Below are 21,595 nucleotides of genomic sequence, written 5' to 3' on the forward strand. Positions count from 1 at the left end.
TCGCGTAGAAAGTTGTTCCTCCGAGGTTCATCAGATTAGTGTTTCCATGTGCAATGAAGTAGAGGGTAATGTAATCCACTTTTTCAGTAGTCAAGAGATCGTTCATTGCAGCTTGAACGGCAGTCCAGTTTGGAGCGGCCGCTCCCGCGACATATTTCACGTCACGTACTCTGTCAGAACCCATAATGGCCTTGAATGCGTCAGACATAAGGTTTCTAACGTCACGAGCCTCTGCATAAAGATTCTGTGATGGTGTAATCCCACTGGTAATTACAGCGCCTTTTACTCTGAGAAACCTCACTAACCAATCAATATCGATCACTTTTATTATCGGCTTGATCATTTGCCAGTTATCCCAAATAACGGCATTAGCATAGACTTCTCTGCTGGTCATTGCTGCCACTATGTTTCCGTTCAGTGTTGGCCAACCCTCAGTATCTTCTTCGAAGATAATCTTGCCCTTCTTGGAGACAACCACGAGTTTACCTAGATGATCATAGAATGCGCCAGGTGCTTTGTCCAGATAGAAGAAGTAACCGGCTTCGTTTATCCCTTGCAGCTGGAACTGGAGCTGCTGGCCTCCAACTGACTCGGAACCGATAACATCACCCTGTTCGACTTCTCCTAAATACACACCCGTAAACGGGTCTTCCGGTTCTCCTTCTCCCTGTATGAACTGGATAAACTTCTTCGTGGCGGCGGCGACAGGGTCTTTGGGAATACAGGAAGATATAAGAAGCATTGCAATAAGAGCAGCAACCATTATTAACATTATTCTTTTCAGCCGCATAGCATCACCTTCCCCTCATGCGGAAGTTCCGCCATCTTATATGCGCTATATGTCAATAAATCATTGTGCACGGAGATTATAGTATCGAAAGAACGATATCTATATATAGATTCGCTCAACGGTCGATTACGTTACAAATTCGATTGTTCGAATGTTTCGGGGAAAATTCTGTGTTGAATGTGAGTATCGTCGCGAGTTAAAAACAAAAGTGGGTATAATAAGTCGCAGCAAACACGAGGAAAATGAAATTGGTTGCTTCGAAATAAAAAGAGGGTGTTTCCACCCTCTTGCGATTTGTCATTTTAATCAGTAATACTCAATCTCCCTTGTCTCTTCCTGCTCTATCATCGCCATCTCTTTCCAACCATCTGTCTCAAGGTCGGCAATGTTCATGACATAGTAGGCTACCATAGAGATGTAGTTGCCCATTGAGTCATATTCATACTCGTACACGACCGCTTCCTTCTCATCTCCCCAGTAGCTATCGGAGATCTTAATCGATACGTCGCCCATTTCGTTGTATTCAAGAGTAGACACGATTGGTTCTACGTCTTCTCCGGGCATCGCAAACATGTACATGAACTCCGATTCTCTTATCCTCTGATTCTTCTCATTGTATTCGTAGAAGGTTCTGGTTAGATCCATTCCCATCATGCCAAATCCCTCTTCGACAAGATTGCCTCTCTCATCGTAAGCCATCGATATCGTCATTTCGATTTCCTCGCCCTCGCTGATTCCAGACATCTTCTGAGCGACTAACCTGCCAAACTCGTCGTATTCCATTATGATGGTGGATTCTCCCTCTCCATCTTCTACAATGATTGACACTATCCTCCCATTCTCGATGGTTATTTGCTCAACTGATTCTTCAACTCCATTTTCTCTTCCGGTAATAGAAGCTAGCATTCCGCTTGCGTCATAGTTGAACAGAATCGCACTGATTTCGTTCCCTTCTTTGTCAGAAGAAATCTGTGATAGAAGTCTACCCGATCTATCGAAAGTGAGCATCTCGTAAGACGGAAACGCAAAATCCTCTTCCATGTAGAACTCGTCTTCTGGATAAACTATCTTAACTGTCTTGACCGGTCCTCGCAGATTGAAGTCGCTCGCACTCATTGGGATCATGAATTCCGATTGTGCAAAGGCAACTAGAGCGAATGCGACGAGCAAAGAAATCAATAACACTTTTTTCATTACTACACCTCCATTTGCTAAGTTACTATAATCATACAGGAGAGAGTAAGAAAAAGGAGCATCTATCTTATCTAAAGGCGGGCGAAAATGCAGAATCTGCTAATCGATAGACCATCTGAAGAAGAGAAATTCGAGATCATGAAGGAAATGTATTACTCAATTGCCGAGTCTAGTAGCGGGAGGCATTCACTTCCGGATCTAAGACCGATGGATGAAGTATACTCCGACTTTCTCAAGAGAGGAGACTCTTTGATAGTTCTCAGGAGCGGCGAAGAAATCGAGGACATGTACATTCTGGTCCCCAGATCGATGAAAGACTCGCGTTCGGAAGATCCGGTCACATCTATGACCTGTTTGTGAGCGACATATATAGGAGAAGAGGAGCAGGGAAGCTTCTGCTTAGTGCTTCTTTAGAAGAACTCAAGAGATCCTCTTACTTGACGGTCACAGCAAATACATACAGGCTTGGAGCAGGATGGCGCCTTCTCAAGAGCGACGGGTTTGAAGAGAAGCAGATTTGCTTTAGTGTGGGATGATTTTCTTGTCGGTGGAATAGTATTTGCCTCGTTTAAAGAGAAGCAGATTTGCTTTAGTGCCGAATCAAAAGACTTGCCTCTAAGCAGTGCTCTGGCGTTTGAAGAGAAGAAGATTTGCTTTAGTGTCGGCAGAACACACCATGTTGCCGATAGAAGGCTAGAGGTAATGCGCGGTATACGTGAAGATTTGAGAAGTGTTTTTTTCGAGATTTCTTCTTCTCCTGAAGTGTTGAGAAGCCAGATGTCCATGACTCCAAGCGAGCTGTTCTTCACGTTGAATGAGACTCTGGATTCAGGGGGCAGAATTCTCATCTGCAGGCGAGATGAGAAAGCTGTCGGGATACTTATCTACTCTGTCTTCGAGGATTTGATGACATATAATCTACTTGGATATATAGAACTCGTATTTGTCATGCCACATTTTCGAGGAAAGGGTGTTGCGAAGAAACTGCTTTCATTTGCCACGAATGATCTGTCGGGAGAAGGTGTTGATGAAACGTTTTTTGAATGTGTCTTTGACAGCGATTATCACAATTGGTCTAAGGCTGTCGGGATGAGTGAATTCTCAATTCTTCTGGAGAAGAGTCTACAGCAATGAGAAGAGATCCCGAACTTTGATCGTTTCGAGAGAAGATTTCCAAGATCAACCGTAATAAGCTCTCTGAACCATAAGACTGGATTTGAGTAGTCATTGAAGAGCTATAATTGGTAAGCAAATCAAACTAAAGGAGAGTTTCCGTTGTTCAACAAACGTCTTCCACTTTTGCTAACATCCCTCATTGTGTTCTTCGTGATGTTCGGCTTCGGCTTACTACTTCAGTTGAAGTTGAGGGAGCTGGGAGCGTCTCTTCTTATGGTCGGACTTCTAACAACAGTTAGGGGAGCGGTTGAGACTCTTGGCTCGCCCGCATGGGGAGCAATATCGGACAGCCTGAAGAGGCGAAAACCGTTAATGATAGTGCTTGTTCTGACTTCTGCTCTTCTCTACTTTGCCTATTCCGTTATCGAGATACCGTTAGTTTTCATATTGTTCTCTGCTTTGATAGCATTCTTCACAGCTGGATTTGAGCCCATAGCAATGGCGCTCAGCACTGAGCATTCCAGAGACTCTGTCAGAAATACTTCAAGGGAGCTATCGATACTGAACACCGCCAATTCAATGGGGATGTTATCAGGCAGGCTACTGCTTTCTATGCTTCTAGTATTTCTTACTGTAACCCAGACGATCAACTGGTACGCGACAATAGCTTTTTTAGCAGTGATTCCGGCTCTTTTCTTGAGGGATCAAGAACACACCGTGGCCCGCAGAAAGGGTTTTCTGAACAGACTGTTCCCTCTTAAGCAGGATTCTTCGCCGCTCTGGGAGAATGGATTGTGGGCGGTCTATGTCGGAACATTCTTAAGGCAGTTAGGTACTGCAGGAGCGACTTCTATCATTGCGATATTCATGACGGAAAGGATAGGTCTGTCGGCTTCGGCAACGGCGATAATCACATCGGTAAATCCTTTCATGCAAATATTCTCCCATATCTTCTTCGGTAGAGTAATGTACAGAATAGGACCCAGGAAAAGCACATTGATCGGTATCGGCCTTACAATATTCACGATGCTTTTCTTTGCGATGGCGCAGAGCTGGGTCTTGATAGCACTCGGTTACTTTTCGCTTGGAATTGCCTTTGGTGCTTTCATTAACGGTGCTGGTACTATGATATCTTTGAGCTCACCACCCGAGCGAAGGGCCGAGTTTCTTGGACTGCTTAGGTCAGCGAGAGCGATTGGTTTCATGGTGGGGCCTTTACTGGCCGGAACGGTTGCAGAATACTCTTATTTCGTCATGTTCATCATGATGGCTTCACTCATTGCAGCTGGAGGACTAATCGTGATTGTTTTTACGAAGGATCGATTGATAACGAGCTGAGTCAAACCGGCGTATGATAGTGCAGTAGAATCTCAGGAGCAAAGTAATAGGAGATTATTCAAAACAATTGGCAACGTGGGCAAGAAGAATGATCGAAGCGGAGGTGAACAAGTTTGTTGAGATACATCGTCAAAATCCTTGTGTCATCGATAATAATCGCTCTTGTTTCTGAAGTTAGCAAGAAGTCCGGATACATTGGAGGACTTATAGCTTCTTTACCCCTTACTTCAATGCTGGCGCTATTCTGGCTCTACAACGATACAAAAAATCCAAGTAAAGTTGCAGAACTTTCCACCGGTATTCTCTTATTTGTTCTTCCTTCTCTGATTTTCTTTGTTGCTATGCCGTTGTTTCTTAGAAGAGGCATCAATTTCTACGTAGCGCTTGCTTTATCCAGTGGAATCATGATGGCGGGCTATGCCTTCTTTTTGCTTATCCTTTCAAGGTTTGGAGTGAGATTATAGCAGTTTTGACTTGAACGAATTTTTCGACCACTGTTTGTGAAGCGTTTCACAAGAAAATCTTTGTATTGCTCAGGTAGATTCCCAGGACTGTGAAAACTTCTCCTGTAATAGTTCGCGCCCAGTACTCGAATCAGGTGATTCGGCTGAACATCTTCGCAACCATTTTGGTGCTTATGGCAATTCCAACTGCGACTACCACAACAGGTAAGCCTGTGCCGATACCATAGATTGCAGGGATTAGTAGTCTGGACTGTTCATTGGCGGCCAGTGGAATTACACTTCCAAAGAACAATGCAGACGATACAGGACAGAAGGTAAGGGCGAACAGAGAGCCGAGGATCAGGGCACCGAGCAGGCCTTTGCTCTTGATCTTTTCTTGTGATTTTGTATCCAGGTCTCTCCCCTTGTTTCTGAAACTAAGCGTTCAAGAAGAAACATACCAAGGATGATCATTATCGGACCGACTAACTTTCCCATGTATTTCTGGAGGAATCTAGACAGACCGGGAGCCGCCGTCAAGCTTGAAACAAGCACAGCACCTATAACAACCTGACATCCCGCTTGTTTTGTAACTAGGTTTCTTCGAAGGCAACAGAGCATCTTCGTTACAGTATCTTGTGGGCTTGCATTTCGTGCATTTATTAGGTATAAGTGTATACCTATTGAGAGGAGAGAATGCATGGCTCATCGTATTCATGTAAGAAATAAGGATACAGGGGTTACCTACGTTTATGAGGGAATATCTTACTGGGATAAAGAGAAGAAGCAGCCACGGAATAAGAGAGTGTGTATAGGCAGTACACGGAGCCAGTCAAGCAATACCATCCCTGCAACATACTCATTGGCAAGTCTTTCAGGAATAAAGGGAGAGAAGAGAATCTTTATCGCCTAGTTGACTATCAATGTAACCAGAAGAGGCTTAGAGTTCTTCTGCACATAGACTATTTCTTTGAACTCGATTTTTAGCATTATTGGGTAATCATGAAGAGCAGGACTACTGCCACAGGAATTGACACATTTGCGGTTTGCCAGTTCCCAAGGGAATTTGATAGACCGGGAAGAATGTTACCCAGTATGGCCCCTAGAAACATAGCTACCCCACCCACACTGTAAGGTACTTGGTGAAAAGGTCAAGTTTCTGTTCCAATATACTGCCTCCAATATTCTCACATTCGAATATATGAATATGATACTCGCCGATTGTTTTCCGAGCTTTTTCGGAACGTTAAGTTTCATTGTTGCACAACAATGCAATATCGGTTATTCTATGAGTGTATCTTGACAGGAGGTATCTCGATGAACAAGAAGACAGTAATGCTTTTCAAGGCACTAGGTTGCAGGTGGCGTTTGAAAATACTGGAGCGTCTTTCAGAAGGTACTCTGTGCGTCTGCGAGTTCGACGACTTGTTCCCCATAGACAAAACAACTCTCTCGAGACATGTCAAGGCCTTAGTCGATGCGAAGCTTATTGTTGAGAAAAGGAATGGTACGAGAAAGGAGCTCAGCATAGCAGACAGTAGGGTCCTGGAGATTATTAAGCTTGCTCACTCTATTACTGATGAGTCTTCGGAAGAAACGGAGTAGCGACCCATGTACAGCGTTATCATATATGCAGTTACTGGATTGCTTCTTTTGGTTTCTCTCATTAAGAGCCGCAAGAAGACATTGTTGGCTCTCAAGAAGGCTTGGATATCATTTGAGCGAATCCTTCCTGAACTTATAGCAATTATGCTTTTTGTTGGGCTACTCATTGCGCTTTTGAATCCCGAGACAATCTCGCAGCTGCTGGGAGAAAGTTCGGGAGTTTGGGGGTTGATGATAGCTTCAATAGTGGGGTCTATCACGCTGATTCCCGGTTTTGTCGCTTTTCCTACGGCGGCCATCTTGGTAGATAACGGTGCCGGGATAACTCAGATAGCTCTTTTCATCTCCACTCTCATGATGGTTGGAGTTGCAACTTTTCCAGTGGAGAAGAAGTATTTCGGGAGCAGACTGACGATTATTAGAAATGTGATGGCATTTGGATTCTCGTTTATAGTGGCAGGTCTTATGGGAATGATTTTGGGATGAAGGCGAAAAGGTATGTCTTTCCACTAGTAATGGCAGCTGTCGTTTCAGTTGTATTTGCCGCCGACAATCAGCTCGGGCGAAGCGCTTTGAGCATTACTGGATCGAGTTTTCTGGAGATGTTGTCTGTTATTCCTCCGATATTTATCCTATTGGGCCTTCTCGATGTATGGATTCCGAGAGAAAGGATTATCAGACATCTGGGAGAAGAATCAGGTATTAAGGGAATAGTACTTTCCTTTCTTCTTGGAGCGGCTGCGGCGGGGCCTTTATATGGAGCCTTTCCAATAGCAGCGGTCTTCATGAAGAAAGGAGTGAAGTTTTCGAATGTGCTGATCTTCATCGGAGCATGGTCAACAACTAAGATTCCGATGTTTATGTTCGAGATGGGATCAATGGGAGCAGGGTTCGCTCTGCTCAGACTGGTGATAAACATTCCGGGAATACTTCTTATGGCGGTAATACTCGAAATAATAACCGGAAAGGAAAGTATTGAAGCGATATATGCACAGTGTACCGGCCTTAGTGAATAGGAGGCATTTTTGAGATGGAGAAAGATTTGAAGAAAGAGGTTACGAAGTTCGGATTGCTGGCAACTGGTTTTCTGGTTTTCTATTTTCTGCCTTTTGGAAGCCAATATGTGCAGGATGCGATAATCAGCGGATTTACAATGCTTGGTTCATATGCAAGAGAACACGTACTTCTCTGTCTTGTACCTGCCTTTTTCATAGCGGGAACTATCACTGTATTTATACGGAAAGACGCAATATTAAAACTACTGGGTCCCGACGCCCGAAAGATCATTTCATACCCAATCGCCGCCGTTTCTGGTGGAATTCTGGCAGTTTGCTCGTGTACGATTCTTCCTCTTTTCGGTGGTATCTACAAACGGGGCGCTGGTCTAGGACCGGCAGTTGCCTTTCTCTTCAGCGGTCCGGCGATAAACGTTGCTGCGATCTTTCTTACTGGAAGCGCGATCGGCTGGGAGATAGCACTTGTGAGAATCGTTGGGGCCTCGACTTCAGCGATTGTCATTGGATTAACTATGCAGAGCATCTTCAGAGAGAAGGGATCGGGAGGTTTTGCGACTCAGGAATCGGATGATCAGATTTCCTGGCCCGAAGCGATTGCTTTTCTGGGTCTGCAAATGACTTTCCTAATTGTTGGCGGTCTGGCTATCAATCCGATTGTTAAGGCATCAATACTGATTATCTCCGCTATTGCAGTTTTTGTGATGGCTATACGTTTCAAGGGAGAACTGAGAAATCAGTGGATAGGTGAAACATGGGACTTTGCAAAGAAGATTCTTCCTTACCTCTTCTTTGGGGTTTTTGCGGCAGGAATCATTTCCAGTGCGCTTCCGCAAAGCTTCGTAGAATCGCTTCTCGGAGGTAACAGACTCGGCTCAACTCTCTTCGCATCTGTCTTTGGAGCATTCATGTATTTTGCGACTCTGACTGAAGTGCCTATCGTCCAGTCGCTCATGTCTCTAGGAATGGGTAAGGGTCCTGCACTGGCGCTTTTCATGGCTGGCAACTCACTTAGTTTGCCCAGCATGATTGTTATCACCCGCCTTCTTGGAAAGAAGAGAGCTTTCACTTACTTTGGATTAGTAGTTGTCTTCTCAACGTTTTGGGGATTCATATATGGAAATCTATTTTAGGATTAAGGAGGTCGTATAGTGAAGATCGAAATCTTTGGTTCAGGCTGTCCGAGATGCAAGCAAACTGAGAAGATCATGAAAAAGGCTGTCGAAGAGCTAGGTTCAGATGCAGAAGTTGATAAGGTAACGGACATGATGGCAATAATGGAGAAGGGAATTGTTTCGACACCGGCCGTAGCAATTGACGGAAAAATCGTTTTGTCAGGCAAGATCCCCTCTATTGATGAAGCCAAGAGACTAATTAAGGGTTGAATAAGAGGGCTCTCAGATGTTAGATTTGTGGAGGGTTGAATCCCTCCATTTTTCATGGGTTTGGGAGGTTTGATATGAAGGTTGTGGCTTTCAACGGAAGTCCTCGCCGGGACGGGAATACGTCAAAGATGATTGAAGAAGTCCTAGGTGTACTGCGCGAAGAAGGAATCGATACCGAAGCGGTTCAGATAGGTGGGAATTCCGTAAGAGGTTGCACTGCCTGCAATGTCTGCTTCAAGACGAAGGATAGGAGATGCATAATAGGCGGCGATTACGTCAATGGTTGCATCGAGAAGATGCTTGAAGCCGACGGTATCATCATAGGTTCTCCGACTTACTTTGCCGATGTGTCTCCTGAAGTGAAGGCTCTAATCGACAGAGTGGGAATGGTTGCTCTTGCTAATGATGCAATGCTTAAGCGGAAAGTGGGAGCCGCTGTCATAGCCGTTCGAAGAGGAGGCTCGGTACATGCTTTCGATTCAATTAATCACCTCTTCCTTATCTCTCAGATGATAGTACCTGGATCTTCATATTGGAATCTCTCAATTGCCTGGAAGAAGGGAGATTTTCAAGGCGACAGAGAGGGTATAAGAACTATGAGAACTCTTGGTCAGAATATGGCCTGGCTTCTGAAAAGAACTGCGGGGAACTCTTAGTATTTACGGAAAACCACTATTCCAGCAGGATCGTATAGATCCCGAAAGGTTCGTAGTTCAGAGAGAAGGTGCTATGAGAAACATCCAGCTCTTCTATCCTTTCCTCGAGAAGATTTGTGAGATAGGCCCTTTCAAAATCCAGAGTGCTCCTTATCACAGCTGTGCCTCTTGATCCTAACAGCTCACATACCCTGAGTATTCTACCCTTCCCATTCTCGGCGATCTTGAAGGCCATAATCCTTAAAGTCGACGCCTTCACTTCGAAGATCGGTGAATTCGCCCTGAAAGACCCCTTACTCGTAAGTAGTCTTGTATTAAGTAATTCTGCCTCTTGAACTGTCTTGAGCAGATCGCAACTTTCATGAGGAAAAACAGCGTATGTGAATTCGTGACGCCCTTCGTCTGCTGTGAAGTCGGGAAATACTGGAGATCTAAGCAAGTTAAGGGACACATTGCATCCTCTTACTCCGTAACCATACTTCCCGTCGTTCAATATCGATATACCGTAATCGTATTCTGATAGATCTACCCATCTATGACCGGGGACCTCAAAAGCCGCCTGTTCTATTACATCGTTTTCTGTTGTGGGTCGTGTAATGAACCCGCATGAAAGGTCATATCTTGCCTGTCTTGTGAGGACTTTCAAGGGGAACAAGGCTCTGAGCATTGTTCTTCTCATATGCCAGTCAACTGTGTTCTTTACCTCGACACGTCTTGAGTTTCTGTAAAGAGAAATGTCTTGGATTATCCTTGTCTTCCCCGCCTGAAAGACGCATCTGATTGTCTCTCTTATTGGGCCGAATTCAGTTTTCTTAATCACCCAAGGCTTCAGGCTCTCTGCGGTGTTACGATAATCTCTTTCGATGTCCCATGCGTCCCAGTAAGAGGGAATGTCTTTGAAAGTCGCTATTGAGGCTTTTCCATCGAATACGTCTCTTAAGTGTTCTTTGTCATAAACACTTATTCCTTCTGGATCTACTTCAACAGTGAGATATTCGTTTTCCATCAGCTTTGAGTCGTGATATTCTGTGTGCGGGTTCACGATCTCTTTATTAGAGAACTCTATTGTTACGAAGCCGGTGGGAGGAATTTCCAGCTCTGATAAGAACAAAGTATCACCGTTATCCAACAACTGGCAAGAGAATTCACCCGTAGGGCAAAACGGCTCTTTCGAACCCTGTGCAGTGAATTCAAGTTTCCTGCAGAAAGAACTCGGATTGAAGACTGTCAGTTTCATATTGTCTTCGTCCGTCAATCGATCAAAAGAGGCCTGAACCATTGACGATGTGGCTGAATGGACTTCATCCAGTTCGTTCAATGCGTCCTCATATACCTCCTTTATTGATGAACCAGGCAGAATATCATGGAACTCATTCTGAAGGAGGATCCTCCATAGTAATTCGATCTCCCCGGGCTTATAGCCTGAGATTGCGCCAAGCATCTCCGCAAGTCTTAGCAAATCTTCACACTCTTTGTGAGCCATTTTGATTCTTCCCTGAGAGGTGTAAGTGCCACGGTGAAGCTCAAGATACAATTCGCCGTCATGTACGTGAAACGAGCGAGAGACCTCTTCTGCCCGCTTAAAGTAACTCTCAAAGCTTCTCATCACCAGTTCGGGCATTCCAGGCAGATCCTTGAGAAACCTGTAGTTTTCGATCATCTCATCTGTAGGTCCCCCGCCTCCATCACCATAGCCAAATGAAAAGACGGTTTCTGGGAACAAATCTTGGTCTTTGAAGTTCTTTGCAGTTGTCAGGATGTCTTTTGGTTCCAGAAGACCGTTGTATCCATTGGATGGATTCTTGAAGCTGTGGTAGATTACCTCAGAACCGTCTATTCCTCTCCACACAAATAGATCGTGGGGGAGGCTATTCTTATCGTTCCAGGTCATTTTCGTTGTGAAAAAAGAGTCCATACCTGCCTTCCGGATAATCTGAGGCAGAATCCAGGAGAATCCGAAGACATCTGGAAGCCATACAGTGCTGCACTTTCTTCCAAAATGCTCCATGAAGAATCTTTGACCGTAGAGAAACTGCCTTACCAAAGATTCGCCGTTCAGCAGGTTGGTGTCACTCTCTACCCACATTCCACCCAGCAACTCCCAGCGACCTTCTTTCACAAGGAGCTGTATTTCCTTGAATAGACCGGGGTCTCTTTCCATTACATCTCTGTACATAGCAGCGGAAGACTGTGAGAAAATGTACTCGGGATACTTTTTTGCAAGCCTCACAGAATTGGAAAAAGTCCTGAGTATCTTTCTTCTAGTCTCCTCTAGCGGCCATAACCACGCGTAGTCAATGTGTGCATGACCAGAAAGCGTCATTGTAAGCCGACTAGGGAAGCGTCTCTTGAGATTTGCAAGTTCTTCTTCAACAGTTCTCTCTGCTTCAGTGAATGTGTTGTGATCTTCTTCACTAAGTCGTTGACCTTCAGATCTAGTGAATTCCTCAGGCAGCCATACCGCCGATACCTCGCCAGAGATCTCCGGATCATCTAGAACTGCCTTCCAGTAGCCGGATGAATCTCTCGGGATTCTTATTCCGGCTAAGTTATCCGACAGAATTCTGTAGAGACTACTAGCGAGAACTTCATCATCAGTATAGGTGAAAAGCTCTATCAGATTTCTAAGCTTCCCTATAATTCGCTTGATATCTGAATCAACAATAAGTAGATCGGACTCTGAGAACACAGGTTCTTTGATACTGCTTCCAAAGAGCCCCTTGGGAACAACATCCGCTTCATAAAGGACCACTTCGCCGGCAAAAACGGAAAGATCGAGCTCTCTGTGATGTGTATTGATCTCTCCATAGGTAATTCCATTGATTCTCACTAGTGATTCTCCACCAAACCAGTTTCTGAGAATGAGCTGCTCATCAGCATCAATTGGCGGGAGTTCGATCTCCCTTGAAAAACATACCGGAAAGCTATCGGGAGACCACTTGAACTCCGGGGAGACTCTTCTTGAATTGAAGGACCAGGAGTCGATTCTCTTCCTTTTTTTGATTGTGTATGGGTACATTTCACCGATGGACCGAAGAAACTTACCTCTAGCGCTTTCCTTAGAATAGTACATAGTGCACCTCTCCCTAATACATTTTCGGAGCTACACTCATTAGACCATAATGAACTGTTAGTAAAGAAACATGCCAAGAGTATGATTACCGAAAAACAGTGAGTGTCATATAGTGCCGGTTTCTATATCACGCTGGTATCTTGTAGGTGTTGATTTATGGAGGAGGTGTCTTTGTTGCTTGATACTATGAGATTTCTCGGATGGTTCAACTTTATTTTACTGCTCTTTAATACATCACTGTTTATTCTTAGGCGGTCAATCCTAAAACGCTCTTCAAAACTTGAAAACCCTCCGAGAGCGGCCTTCGTGAAGCAGGTTCGATTTCTTGCTATTGTTCACCCTTGGACTGGCTCTGTGCTTATGCTTTCCGCTTTATTACACGGATACCTGGCAACCGGCGGCTTCATTCTCTACAGCGGAAGCCTGGTCTTCTTAAGCGTCTTGGCCCAGTTCGTAGTCTACCTTCTGGGCAAGTACGTTCCTGCTATGAAGAATAAGTGGAGGCCATTGCACAGAGCTCTGATGATCGTCACATGGCTCTCGTTCTTTCTGCATCTACTTGCTCCTGAGTTTATCTGGTTCCCGATAATCTAGTCTTTTTCAATCAGCGATCTGACAAAGGGAATGACAATCTCCAGAAAAAGAGCTGGACTTTCCTCTTGTGGGAGATGGCCGGTTTCGGGAAGGATGAAGAGCTCGGCAGAATGCAACTCTTCGGCCAGTCTAATTGAGTCCTGCACAGGGACAATTCTGTCAGAGTCGCCAGTAATGACTAGAGATGGGATTCTTACGCTCTGTACCTTTGAGGAGTCATAAGGTCTTCTTGCGAGTGTAAGTTCCCAGAGAGCCCTGTCCCAGTTTGATGCCTTAAGCGGCTTTCTGTAACCTTCACGTATTTCATCAGTCAGTCTTTCCGGATCATACCACGCCATTTCCAGGATACTGTCTGAGTTTCTCAAGAGAGTTCTCGAGATAAGCGGCCCCAAATGCCTTCCCTGAGGAGTGCTCGTAAGTATCTTGAACAAGAAACTGTCTGTGTCTTCTGTGTAGATCGCCGCGTCAACCAGGACAAGGCCAAGCACTTTTTCTGGGTGTTGAGCCGCGACTTCAAGAGCTGTAAGCCCTCCGGCCGAGTGACCAACGAGTACTGCCTCTTCGAATCCCAAATATTCCATAAGCGATACTGTTAACTCAACCTGTCCTTCCAAAGAGTATGGGTTGAAAGAACTGATATCCTCGCCAAGTGGTCTTGAGGTCAGGCCAAATCCAGGTCTGTCGAAAGCAATAACAGAGAACTCTTCAGAGAGAGGACCGATCACTTCTCTCCATGAGAAAGTGCTTGCTCCGAATCCATGTAGCAGCATTAAAAGGGGTTTGCCTTCTCCTTTTGCTTTGTAGTGGATGTCTGCATTATTGATCGTGACGAACATACTGTCTTCATCGGCTAGAAGCCTTGGGACCACAGTATCTTCAAGATCGCTCACCGGTATTAAAAAAGGCGCGATCAGCAGTATTGAGATCAGCGAGGTCATGGTGAGCAAGGTCTTCATTTTCTTGCCTCTGAACTCTGAATTGAAGCGAAGGCCTTATTGACAAGCTGCTCGGCATCAACACCATCTCTCGGGAGCAATACAAATCCCGCTCTTAGTTCCATAGAGAACTCGCCACAGTTTTCTTGCCAGATTTTGAATGCGTTGAGGGCCTTTCGAAGTATTGTGCTGGCATTTCTGTAATCCTTCAGATCTTCAGCTAGAAGTAGAAACTCTCTTCTTGAGAATCTGCAGAGCGTGTCATTCTTTCTAATCCCTCTCACCAGCGAGTGTGCCATATCGATTATCGTTGATTCTTCGATACTCGATACCACTCCTTTGCTCACAAACTCGAAGGCAGCGACCATAGAGGAGGAGTTATTTCTTCTGCTCCTGAATAACGCCATGTTAACTCTATCTCTGAAAAGCACGTAATTTGGAAGACCGGTTTCGCCGTCGAAGTGAGCCAGTTGGGAGATAGTTTGTTCGGCCAGCTTCAAGTCGGAGATATCTTCAACCACGAAGAGAAAGAAAACTCTCTCCGACACCGACAGTCTCTTTACATAATACCTTAACCACCTTCCAGCACGTCTAATGTGATGAAACTCCAATGAGTCCTCGCTTGAGTGCTTAACTTCTCTTATCTTCTTCGAGATCTCTTCTTTGATGTCTTCTATCATGATAGACGCAGCGTTGTTTGCAAATACCGTATTTGAGTGTTCATCGATAATCGCTATTCCATCTTCAATTCCCATTAGAGCTTCGAGAAAAAGATCCGGAATATTCTCAGAGAGATTATCCAGTCTCATTATCACACCACCTTTGTACTGCACGTACTTATCGTAGCCTCAGTCATATTGTAACCTCTGTTAGTAGGAATAAGGTATCTGTTCAGAAAGCTTAATCATGAAACAGATGCAGGCGAGAGATCTCCGAACTTGTCGGTATAATGGTACTGATGTCTTAATATTGGAAAGGAGGAGCGGATATTGAAGAAAAGAGCTGCGTTAGCCATGGCTTCCCTGTTGTTGATTGCACTCCTTCTCCTGCAGGCATGCGACCGCTCAAGACTTGTCACTACGGTTACCTCGGTAATTGATGGCGATTCCGTTACGGTGAAGGCGCTAAACGGCACTGTAAGGCTTATAGGAATAGATGCGCCGGAAACTAGATCAGGCAGCAAACCAGCGGGCCAGTTTGCCGATGAAGCGAAAGATTATCTGGAAATGATAACACGCGAGAGTGGAAAAGTTACCCTTGAGCTTCATGGAAAGGATACATACGGCAGACACCTTGCGTATCTTTTTGACTCGGAAGGTACCTTGATAAATTCTGATATAGTTAGGCAAGGTTTGGCCAGACCTCTTACCTATGAGGACACGTCCCATTATTCATCTGAGATAAAGAATGCTTACAGAGAAGCTTTCAGGAGTAGAAGGGGGATCTTCACTTTCTATGATCAGTCTCCTGTATTTGATGCTTCAGTTGTGAGAGGAAATCTCTATTCTTACCAGTCAGGGGGTTTTTTGGGAAGAGTGATCTGGGTGGAATTCGAAGTAACGTCGGTAAACGGTCTCACCTTAGTGGGCGATGACATTGTGGTTCGAATCAGGTCAGAGGAGGCATCGCTTTTCGCGCTCGATCAGGCAGATCTGCAGGTGCTCTATAGAAAGAGGATCAGAGTCTATGGAGAAGTCTGGCAGGATACTTCTGGTAAGGCTTTGATGCTGATCAGAGACCCGGGAATAGAGATCATAGGAGTAGCTCAGCTTGCAAAGACTCTTCCTCTTTTACCATTGGAGGCTTTCTGAAGCTCTTCACAAGAAAATGCCGCAAACCAAGAATTGACAAAAATTGAGAAATGTGCGAAAATGTAGTGCAAATGATTTGCGCGAATTGTTTGCCTATAGGAGGTGCCCTTTGAAGAGAATGACATCACTCAGAAGAGAAGTTCTAGAGATCATAGATAAATCTGAATTGCCGTTGAGCGCTGATTCAATTCATGAAATGCTTGATGAAAAACCTAATCTCTCAAGCGTTTATAGAGGTCTTTCCTTTCTTGAGGACGAGGGTCTTATCCGCTCGATATCATTCGAGTGCGAGACTAGATTCTATTTCAGCAGTCAGAGGGAGCCAGTTCATTTTCTGCACTGCAAGAAATGCCACAAAACTAAGCCTTTCTATGAGTGCTTTGTCGATTCTTTTGCAAAGAGAGTTGCGGAAAACCGAGATTTTACGATTACTAACCATGTGTTTTACTTCATTGGAATCTGCGGGGATTGCAGGAGAAAGATCGTCTCCGATGTTGAGGAGGGCAGAGTATGACAAGAAGAGTAATATTGATTGCTTTTCTGCTGATTACATTACTTTCGGGTACAGTTTTTTCGCTCAGGATAGTTGCAACGATTAATCCCTACTATTTGATTGTAAAGGAAATCGTGGGTCAAAATGCTCAGGTAGATCTTCTTATAGGGCCGGGTCAGAACCCCCACATTTTCTCTCCAAAGATCTCTGACATAAGAAGACTGGATGGAGCGGACCTGGTAATCGCAAACGGCCTAGATCTTGAGATTTTCCTGGAAAGACATCTGGACGATCTCGCCTCCCGAGGCAAGACGGTTGTGTACATTGGGAATCTCTTGCCCAAGGAGCTTATCATGGAGAAAGAAGAGCAGAACGAAGAACAGGAACATGACCATCACGTGAATCCTCACATTTGGCTTGATCCAGTGATTCTTACTGATTACGTTATACCCTTTCTAGTTGAAGCGCTCTCAGAAATCGCACCAGAGAAATCTGGGTACTTTTCAGCGAATGCTGCGCAGCTTATTGATGATCTGCAGGAGTTCGATGAAGAGGCAAATTCATACCTTGAGAAGTTTCGTGGAAGCGTAGTCATTGTTGCACACCCCAGCTTTACCTATTTCTTCAGAAGATATGGATTGAGACTCGAACCGGTTCTAGAAGGGATAGGAGATGAGCCTACAATAGGCGAGATAAAGAAACTTGTCGATTTTGTGAGGGGCGAGGAAGTTGTTGGTATCTTTGCGGAGTACCAGCACTCTAAGAGAGCCATAGATATTCTGACGGCCGAGACATCTGTAAGACACGGGGAGCTTGACAGTCTTGGAATTTCAATGAGCGGCATCATCGAGCTGTTGCAGTGGAATCTCGGAGAGATCAAGAGGGTCTTTGATGGAGAGTAGAATCCTAAGAGTAGAGAGCTTGAGCTACAAGATCGGCAGCCACTGGATCCTGAGGGACGTGTCTTTCGAAGTGTCCAGAAGAGAATTCGTAGGAATAATTGGTCCAAACGGTGCCGGAAAGACAACGCTAATTAAAGCGATCGTTGGTGATCTGAGCGACTATTCGGGGAAGGTGTCTGTTTCAGCGAAAATTGGATACTTGTCTCAGAGCCCCGAAAGAAAGCGAGACTTCCCAATAAGAGTTAAGGAAGTGGCCGCGATGGGTCTCTATGGAGAGCGCGGAATCCTGAAACCCCTGAGAAAGTGCGATTGGAAGAAAGTTGAGGATCTTCTAGAAAGGGTAGGTATATATGATCTGAAGGAAAGGAGAGCCGGTACACTCTCCGGCGGCGAGTATCAACGGCTGATGCTTGCGAGGGCATTGGCATCAGAACCGGAGTTGTTGATACTGGACGAGCCTGAAGCCGGTGTGGACGAAATGGGAAAAGCCTCCTTTTACAGGTTGCTTGAGTCACTAAAGAACGATAAAAACATGGGAATACTTATGGTGAGCCATGATATTGGAATGGTTTTTGAAGCTTGTGATACCGTGATGTGTATTAACAAGACCCTTCATTGCCACACATCTGCTGACAAGATACGACCAGAAGAACTGCAATCAGCTTTTTCTGGCGACCTCGACCTTTTCATAAGATCGAGAGATCACTTCGAAAGGGAGCACCACTTATGATTCAGGATTTTGTGAAGGACATCATAAGCTACGGTTTCCTGAGAAACGCATTAGTGGCCGCCATTCTCGTAAGTTCACTAACTGGAGTGTTCTCGAGTGTGGTTGTGCTAAGAAGGATAGAGTTCATTGGAGATGGTGCAGCTCATGCGACATTTGGAGGAATTGCTTTCGGCCTACTTCTCGGAACGGATTATTTGCTTATGGCGGCAATTACCGCCGTTGTCTTTGCAATTGCCGTAAGCTACTTTACCAGGAGGAACAAGTTGTCCGAAAGCAGCGTAATCGGAATGCTCCTTCCTCTTTCGATGTCTCTGGGAGTAATCGCGCTTTCATTTGTAAGAGGATACACACCGGATGTGATGGGCCTGTTCTTCGGGAACATCCTGATGGTTACTTCTGAAGACGTTTGGCTGCTTATCGCAGCTAACCTTGTCGCTATGGCCTTCTTCACGATATTCTACAGAGAGCTTCTATATTACTCGTATGACGAGGGAATGGCGAAGCATTACGGTGTGTCTGTTGGCGCTATTCACTATGCAGTCCTAATAGGAATCAGCTTGAGTGTTGTAAGCTCAGTCAAGATTGCAGGAATTATACTGGTTACGGCATTTCTGGTCATTCCGGCAGTGGCCGCGAAGCTTATCGCTCGCTCATTCAGAAGTATGATCGTTTTCTCTGTGAGCCTGGCAGTGGTAGCTAGCATAATAGGCATATTCGTTTCTTATGCGCTTGATATGCCTCCCGGACCGGTAATCGTAGTTGCACTATTCTTGGAATTCTTGTTGTCAGCTTCTTTGAAGAGGTTTATTGGAAAGGAATCTTGAAAGATACGACTATCAGATGCGCAATAGTACAAACTTGGTCGATTGCAGGTGGAGTTGAGAAAGATAGATATATGATCCGAATAGTTGGTGAAGCTTGTTGTACAGTGGGAATTGAGTAGAGAGCTTGGCGGCGAAGGGAGAAATGACATGAAGATAACTGTTTTGTGCAACGACAAAGCTCTTAAAGGGTTTGAGTCTGAACACGGTATCTCTTTTTACATTGAATCAAGCAAAAAAAAGTACTTGTTCGATACCGGATCTACAGACGTTGCTGTTAAGAATGCAGCGAAACTTGGTATAGATTTGTCTGAGGTCGAAATGATTATCATCAGCCACGGTCACTACGACCATCTTGGAGGTTTAGAGAGCGTACTTCGTGAGTCTGGAGGAAAGAGAGTACTGATTGGTGAAGGTGGTTTTGAGCCGAAGTATAGCGGTAAAGTGGAGTCAAGTCCCAAAATTAATAGAGCAGAATTCGAAGAGCTTGGGGCGTCAGTAGAAAATGTATGCTCTTCGAAGGAGATTGAAAAGGATCTCTATGTAATGACCGCAGCGCCTTTTGCCACAGATGAGAGGCCTGAGGAGAAACATAACAAGGTTGATGGCAGAAAGCAAACTCGCGATTTCTTCGGTGATGAGCTTTCTCTTGCTCTTGTCGAGAGCGGTATTGTAACGGTAATAACCGGTTGTTCTCACAGGGGTATTGGAAACATAATCAAGCAAGCCTCTGAGTATGGAGAGGTGAAGGCTGTGGTTGGGGGCCTACATTTGCTTCACAAAACAAAGGAGGAGCTTGATGGGATTTTCAACTATTTAGAGGGATTTAAAATTGAGAAATTCCACATTGGGCACTGTACAGGGGATGAAGTTATAAAGGCAATTGAGCGAAGGTTTTCTGCCAAAGTCTGTGAGCTTCGAGCCGGAGAAACCTTTGAGTCTCTTATATAACAATCTAAGACTATTACCGTCAAATCATGAAGTAGCAAATTGGGAGGTCGAAGAAATGGATAAAACGATGAACTTTGAGTATTTTCTGCCGACAAGGATTGTCTTTGGTGTGGGTACGGTGAATAAGGTAGGCAAACTAGCCAGAAATCTGGGCAAGAAGGCAATGATAGTAACAGGAAGAAGTAGTACGAAGAAAACAGGTCTTCTTGATGAAGTGATCTCGATCTTGGAGAAAAGTGGAATCGAAAGTGTTGTGTTTGATGATATAGTACCTAACCCACTATCATCAACGGTCGACAAAGGCGCCGAAATTGCCAACAGAGAAAAATGCGATATGGTCATAGGTCTTGGCGGAGGCAGCCCAATAGATTCGGCAAAGCTCATTGCAGTGGTGGCCAAAGATGGTGGCCGATGTTGGGAGTACACCGGATCTGGAGGAGGAAGAGTTCCGAAAGCTGCGCTCCCTATCATCGCCATTCCAACAACTCACGGAACAGGAACCGAGTCTGACCCCTTTGCGGTTGTGACGAACAGTGAAACCAACGAGAAGATAGGCGTTGGATTCGACCAGACTTTTCCTGTCATTTCCGTTGTGGATCCTGAGGTTATGAAGACCTTGCCTCCCTATCAGACGGCAGCTACCGGCATGGATGCCTTCTATCATGCAATTGAGTCGTACATAAATACAAATCATCAACCGACATCTGATCTTCTCGCGATGGAAGCAATGGCGCTAATAAATCACTATTTACCAATAGCATACACGGATGGGAATAATATTGAAGCCAGGACTGCTCTTGCCTGGGCGAGTACTGCCGCCGGCATTTGTGAAACACTATCGGGCTGTATTGCAAACCATTCATTAGAACACCCAATAAGTGCTCATTACGATGTTACACACGGTGCGGGGCTTTGTGCTACAGGACCTGCCTTCTTTGATTACATCAGGCCTCATACAAAAGAGAGACTGGCGCGAGTGGCTCAGATAATGGGAGCTCCAGAAAGCGTGATAGATATCAACAGGCTCTCTGAAATGTCAATAGAACTCATTCATAGGCTTCAGAAAAGTGTAGAAATCGATATCACTCTTAAGGAGCTTGGAGTCGAGAGATCTATGCTTGGCAGATTAGCTGAAGACGCAATGAGAACAATGGGCGGATTGGTTGAGGTGACTCCAGGAGACCTGAAGACCGAAGACTTGAAGAAGATTCTGGAGATGTCTTATTGATAGAGAGTTCGCCGTAAAGATCCGTTCAACGCTGTGAAGAACCGTCTTCCGCCGTCCAAGAACATGACCGTCCTTCGTGAAGATCAGCCGAGAAAGAGCGTTGTCGAGAGCTTGGCTTCGAGAGTGCAAGGTTCATAGTTGACCGTCAACGGTCCACCGTTCTCCGAGAAGAGAGAGGACAAGCAGAAATGATGCCGACTTCATCAGGAAGCGATGCTCGCTGGCGCGAGGAAGCGATGCTGGAGTAAAACATCAGACGCAGGGCTGGGCAAGAACGGCCCAGGTCGCAATGCCCGGAGAAGCATCCGGGGACGCAAGGCTGGCGAAGATCACGCCAAGGCGCAATGCTGCCTTCGGCAGGAGGCAACAAAATAGCCATTCAGGCTTCGCCTGGCCAGTACCACTTCGTGGGTATGAGGCGCAGGGAAGAACCGGGTCTGGGGTCTAGGGCCCGGTTAGATCGCTAGAAGCCGTTCTTGGGGAGAGCCGCTGAACACCTAAGAACGAAGACCTTCTG

The 21,595-nt window shown here is 45.2% G+C and carries 25 protein-coding genes and 1 pseudogene; 20 read left to right on the top strand and 6 right to left on the bottom strand.

Annotated elements, in window-relative coordinates:
- Nucleotides 1–790 (bottom strand): annotated as a pseudogene (locus tag Q502_RS09605) (hypothetical protein); the annotation flags it as partial.
- A 306-nt stretch (nucleotides 791–1,096) separates the two neighbouring features.
- Nucleotides 1,097–1,984 (bottom strand): membrane-binding protein, encoded by an 888-nt coding sequence (locus Q502_RS09610; protein ID WP_099829733.1) that lies wholly within the window; start codon nucleotides 1,982–1,984, stop codon nucleotides 1,097–1,099.
- A gap of 87 nt (nucleotides 1,985–2,071) precedes the next feature.
- Between Q502_RS09610 and Q502_RS14305 the strand changes: the two genes are divergently transcribed.
- From Q502_RS14305 to Q502_RS09630, 5 genes are all read left to right on the top strand, one after another.
- Complete coding sequence (locus tag Q502_RS14305; protein WP_165775356.1) at nucleotides 2,072–2,344, top strand: hypothetical protein; 273 nt, start codon at nucleotides 2,072–2,074, stop codon at nucleotides 2,342–2,344.
- Nucleotides 2,341–2,520, top strand: coding sequence for a hypothetical protein (locus tag Q502_RS15090; RefSeq protein ID WP_165775357.1), 180 nt, complete (start codon nucleotides 2,341–2,343; stop codon nucleotides 2,518–2,520). The genes Q502_RS14305 and Q502_RS15090 overlap by 4 nt, the downstream gene beginning before the upstream one ends.
- Nucleotides 2,486–3,118 carry a GNAT family N-acetyltransferase gene (locus tag Q502_RS09620; protein WP_243392297.1) on the top strand — a complete coding sequence of 211 codons (633 nt, stop codon included), beginning with the start codon at nucleotides 2,486–2,488 and terminating at the stop codon, nucleotides 3,116–3,118. The genes Q502_RS15090 and Q502_RS09620 overlap by 35 nt, the downstream gene beginning before the upstream one ends.
- Before the next feature lie 141 nt (nucleotides 3,119–3,259).
- Nucleotides 3,260–4,438, top strand: coding sequence for an MFS transporter (locus Q502_RS09625; RefSeq protein ID WP_099829735.1), 1,179 nt, complete (start codon nucleotides 3,260–3,262; stop codon nucleotides 4,436–4,438).
- A gap of 113 nt (nucleotides 4,439–4,551) precedes the next feature.
- Nucleotides 4,552–4,902, top strand: a complete 351-nt coding sequence (locus Q502_RS09630; RefSeq protein ID WP_099829736.1) for a DUF3147 family protein — start codon at nucleotides 4,552–4,554, stop codon at nucleotides 4,900–4,902.
- A gap of 130 nt (nucleotides 4,903–5,032) precedes the next feature.
- Here Q502_RS09630 and Q502_RS15095 read toward each other — a convergent pair whose 3' ends face one another.
- Nucleotides 5,033–5,296 (bottom strand): sulfite exporter TauE/SafE family protein, encoded by a 264-nt coding sequence (locus tag Q502_RS15095; protein WP_099829737.1) that lies wholly within the window; start codon nucleotides 5,294–5,296, stop codon nucleotides 5,033–5,035.
- A gap of 285 nt (nucleotides 5,297–5,581) precedes the next feature.
- Between Q502_RS15095 and Q502_RS09645 the strand changes: the two genes are divergently transcribed.
- From Q502_RS09645 to Q502_RS09675, 7 genes are all read left to right on the top strand, one after another.
- A complete protein-coding gene (locus Q502_RS09645; protein ID WP_114794149.1) occupies nucleotides 5,582–5,794 on the top strand; it encodes a hypothetical protein in 213 nt (70 codons plus the stop codon).
- 404 nt (nucleotides 5,795–6,198) lie between these two features.
- Nucleotides 6,199–6,486 carry a helix-turn-helix transcriptional regulator gene (locus tag Q502_RS09650; protein ID WP_099829740.1) on the top strand — a complete coding sequence of 96 codons (288 nt, stop codon included), beginning with the start codon at nucleotides 6,199–6,201 and terminating at the stop codon, nucleotides 6,484–6,486.
- Between the two features lie 6 nt (nucleotides 6,487–6,492).
- Nucleotides 6,493–6,972, top strand: a complete 480-nt coding sequence (locus Q502_RS09655) for a permease (RefSeq protein WP_099829741.1) — start codon at nucleotides 6,493–6,495, stop codon at nucleotides 6,970–6,972.
- Complete coding sequence (locus Q502_RS09660) at nucleotides 6,969–7,502, top strand: permease (protein WP_099829742.1); 534 nt, start codon at nucleotides 6,969–6,971, stop codon at nucleotides 7,500–7,502. The genes Q502_RS09655 and Q502_RS09660 overlap by 4 nt, the downstream gene beginning before the upstream one ends.
- 14 nt (nucleotides 7,503–7,516) lie before the next feature.
- Entirely contained in the window at nucleotides 7,517–8,632 is a 1,116-nt protein-coding gene (locus tag Q502_RS09665) for a permease (protein WP_099829743.1), read from the top strand.
- 18 nt (nucleotides 8,633–8,650) lie between these two features.
- Complete coding sequence (locus tag Q502_RS09670) at nucleotides 8,651–8,884, top strand: thioredoxin family protein (protein ID WP_099829744.1); 234 nt, start codon at nucleotides 8,651–8,653, stop codon at nucleotides 8,882–8,884.
- A gap of 74 nt (nucleotides 8,885–8,958) precedes the next feature.
- On the top strand, nucleotides 8,959–9,540 hold the full coding sequence (locus Q502_RS09675; RefSeq protein ID WP_099829745.1) for a flavodoxin family protein: 582 nt from the start codon (nucleotides 8,959–8,961) through the stop codon (nucleotides 9,538–9,540).
- Between the two features lie 16 nt (nucleotides 9,541–9,556).
- Here the strand turns inward: Q502_RS09675 and Q502_RS09680 are convergent, their stop codons facing one another.
- Nucleotides 9,557–12,613: a glycoside hydrolase family 38 C-terminal domain-containing protein gene (locus Q502_RS09680; RefSeq protein ID WP_099829746.1), complete on the bottom strand. Its 3,057-nt coding sequence runs from the start codon at nucleotides 12,611–12,613 to the stop codon at nucleotides 9,557–9,559.
- 165 nt (nucleotides 12,614–12,778) lie between these two features.
- Here Q502_RS09680 and Q502_RS09685 point away from each other — a divergent pair, with 165 nt between their 5' ends.
- Nucleotides 12,779–13,207 carry a hypothetical protein gene (locus Q502_RS09685; protein WP_243392298.1) on the top strand — a complete coding sequence of 143 codons (429 nt, stop codon included), beginning with the start codon at nucleotides 12,779–12,781 and terminating at the stop codon, nucleotides 13,205–13,207.
- On the opposite strand, the gene Q502_RS09690 is transcribed toward Q502_RS09685, so the two are convergent.
- Complete coding sequence (locus tag Q502_RS09690; RefSeq protein ID WP_099829748.1) at nucleotides 13,204–14,163, bottom strand: alpha/beta fold hydrolase; 960 nt, start codon at nucleotides 14,161–14,163, stop codon at nucleotides 13,204–13,206. The two genes, Q502_RS09685 and Q502_RS09690, sit on opposite strands and share 4 nt — an antisense overlap.
- Nucleotides 14,160–14,951 carry a diguanylate cyclase domain-containing protein gene (locus Q502_RS09695; RefSeq protein WP_102818821.1) on the bottom strand — a complete coding sequence of 264 codons (792 nt, stop codon included), beginning with the start codon at nucleotides 14,949–14,951 and terminating at the stop codon, nucleotides 14,160–14,162. Before Q502_RS09695 ends, Q502_RS09690 begins: the two co-directional genes overlap by 4 nt.
- Before the next feature lie 180 nt (nucleotides 14,952–15,131).
- Here Q502_RS09695 and Q502_RS09700 point away from each other — a divergent pair, with 180 nt between their 5' ends.
- The 7 genes from Q502_RS09700 to Q502_RS09730 all read left to right on the top strand — a co-directional run bounded on the left by Q502_RS09700 (nucleotide 15,132) and on the right by Q502_RS09730 (nucleotide 21,078).
- On the top strand, nucleotides 15,132–15,953 hold the full coding sequence (locus Q502_RS09700; RefSeq protein WP_258001659.1) for a thermonuclease family protein: 822 nt from the start codon (nucleotides 15,132–15,134) through the stop codon (nucleotides 15,951–15,953).
- Nucleotides 15,954–16,071: 118 nt separating this feature from the next.
- Nucleotides 16,072–16,467, top strand: a complete 396-nt coding sequence (locus tag Q502_RS09705) for a Fur family transcriptional regulator (RefSeq protein WP_258001668.1) — start codon at nucleotides 16,072–16,074, stop codon at nucleotides 16,465–16,467.
- Nucleotides 16,464–17,348, top strand: a complete 885-nt coding sequence (locus tag Q502_RS09710; protein WP_102818823.1) for a metal ABC transporter substrate-binding protein — start codon at nucleotides 16,464–16,466, stop codon at nucleotides 17,346–17,348. The genes Q502_RS09705 and Q502_RS09710 overlap by 4 nt, the downstream gene beginning before the upstream one ends.
- Nucleotides 17,338–18,078, top strand: a complete 741-nt coding sequence (locus Q502_RS09715) for a metal ABC transporter ATP-binding protein (RefSeq protein WP_102818824.1) — start codon at nucleotides 17,338–17,340, stop codon at nucleotides 18,076–18,078. Before Q502_RS09710 ends, Q502_RS09715 begins: the two co-directional genes overlap by 11 nt.
- Entirely contained in the window at nucleotides 18,075–18,902 is an 828-nt protein-coding gene (locus Q502_RS09720; protein ID WP_102818825.1) for a metal ABC transporter permease, read from the top strand. The genes Q502_RS09715 and Q502_RS09720 overlap by 4 nt, the downstream gene beginning before the upstream one ends.
- 147 nt (nucleotides 18,903–19,049) lie before the next feature.
- Nucleotides 19,050–19,850, top strand: coding sequence for an MBL fold metallo-hydrolase (locus Q502_RS09725; protein WP_102818835.1), 801 nt, complete (start codon nucleotides 19,050–19,052; stop codon nucleotides 19,848–19,850).
- A gap of 55 nt (nucleotides 19,851–19,905) precedes the next feature.
- The gene (locus tag Q502_RS09730) at nucleotides 19,906–21,078 is read left to right on the top strand and encodes an iron-containing alcohol dehydrogenase (protein ID WP_102818826.1); all 1,173 of its coding nucleotides are present in this window, start codon (nucleotides 19,906–19,908) and stop codon (nucleotides 21,076–21,078) included.
- The last annotated feature ends 517 nt before the right edge of the window (nucleotides 21,079–21,595 follow it).

The sequence above is a fragment of the Mesotoga sp. Brook.08.YT.4.2.5.2. genome (assembly GCF_003351125.1).
Classification (GTDB): domain Bacteria; phylum Thermotogota; class Thermotogae; order Petrotogales; family Kosmotogaceae; genus Mesotoga.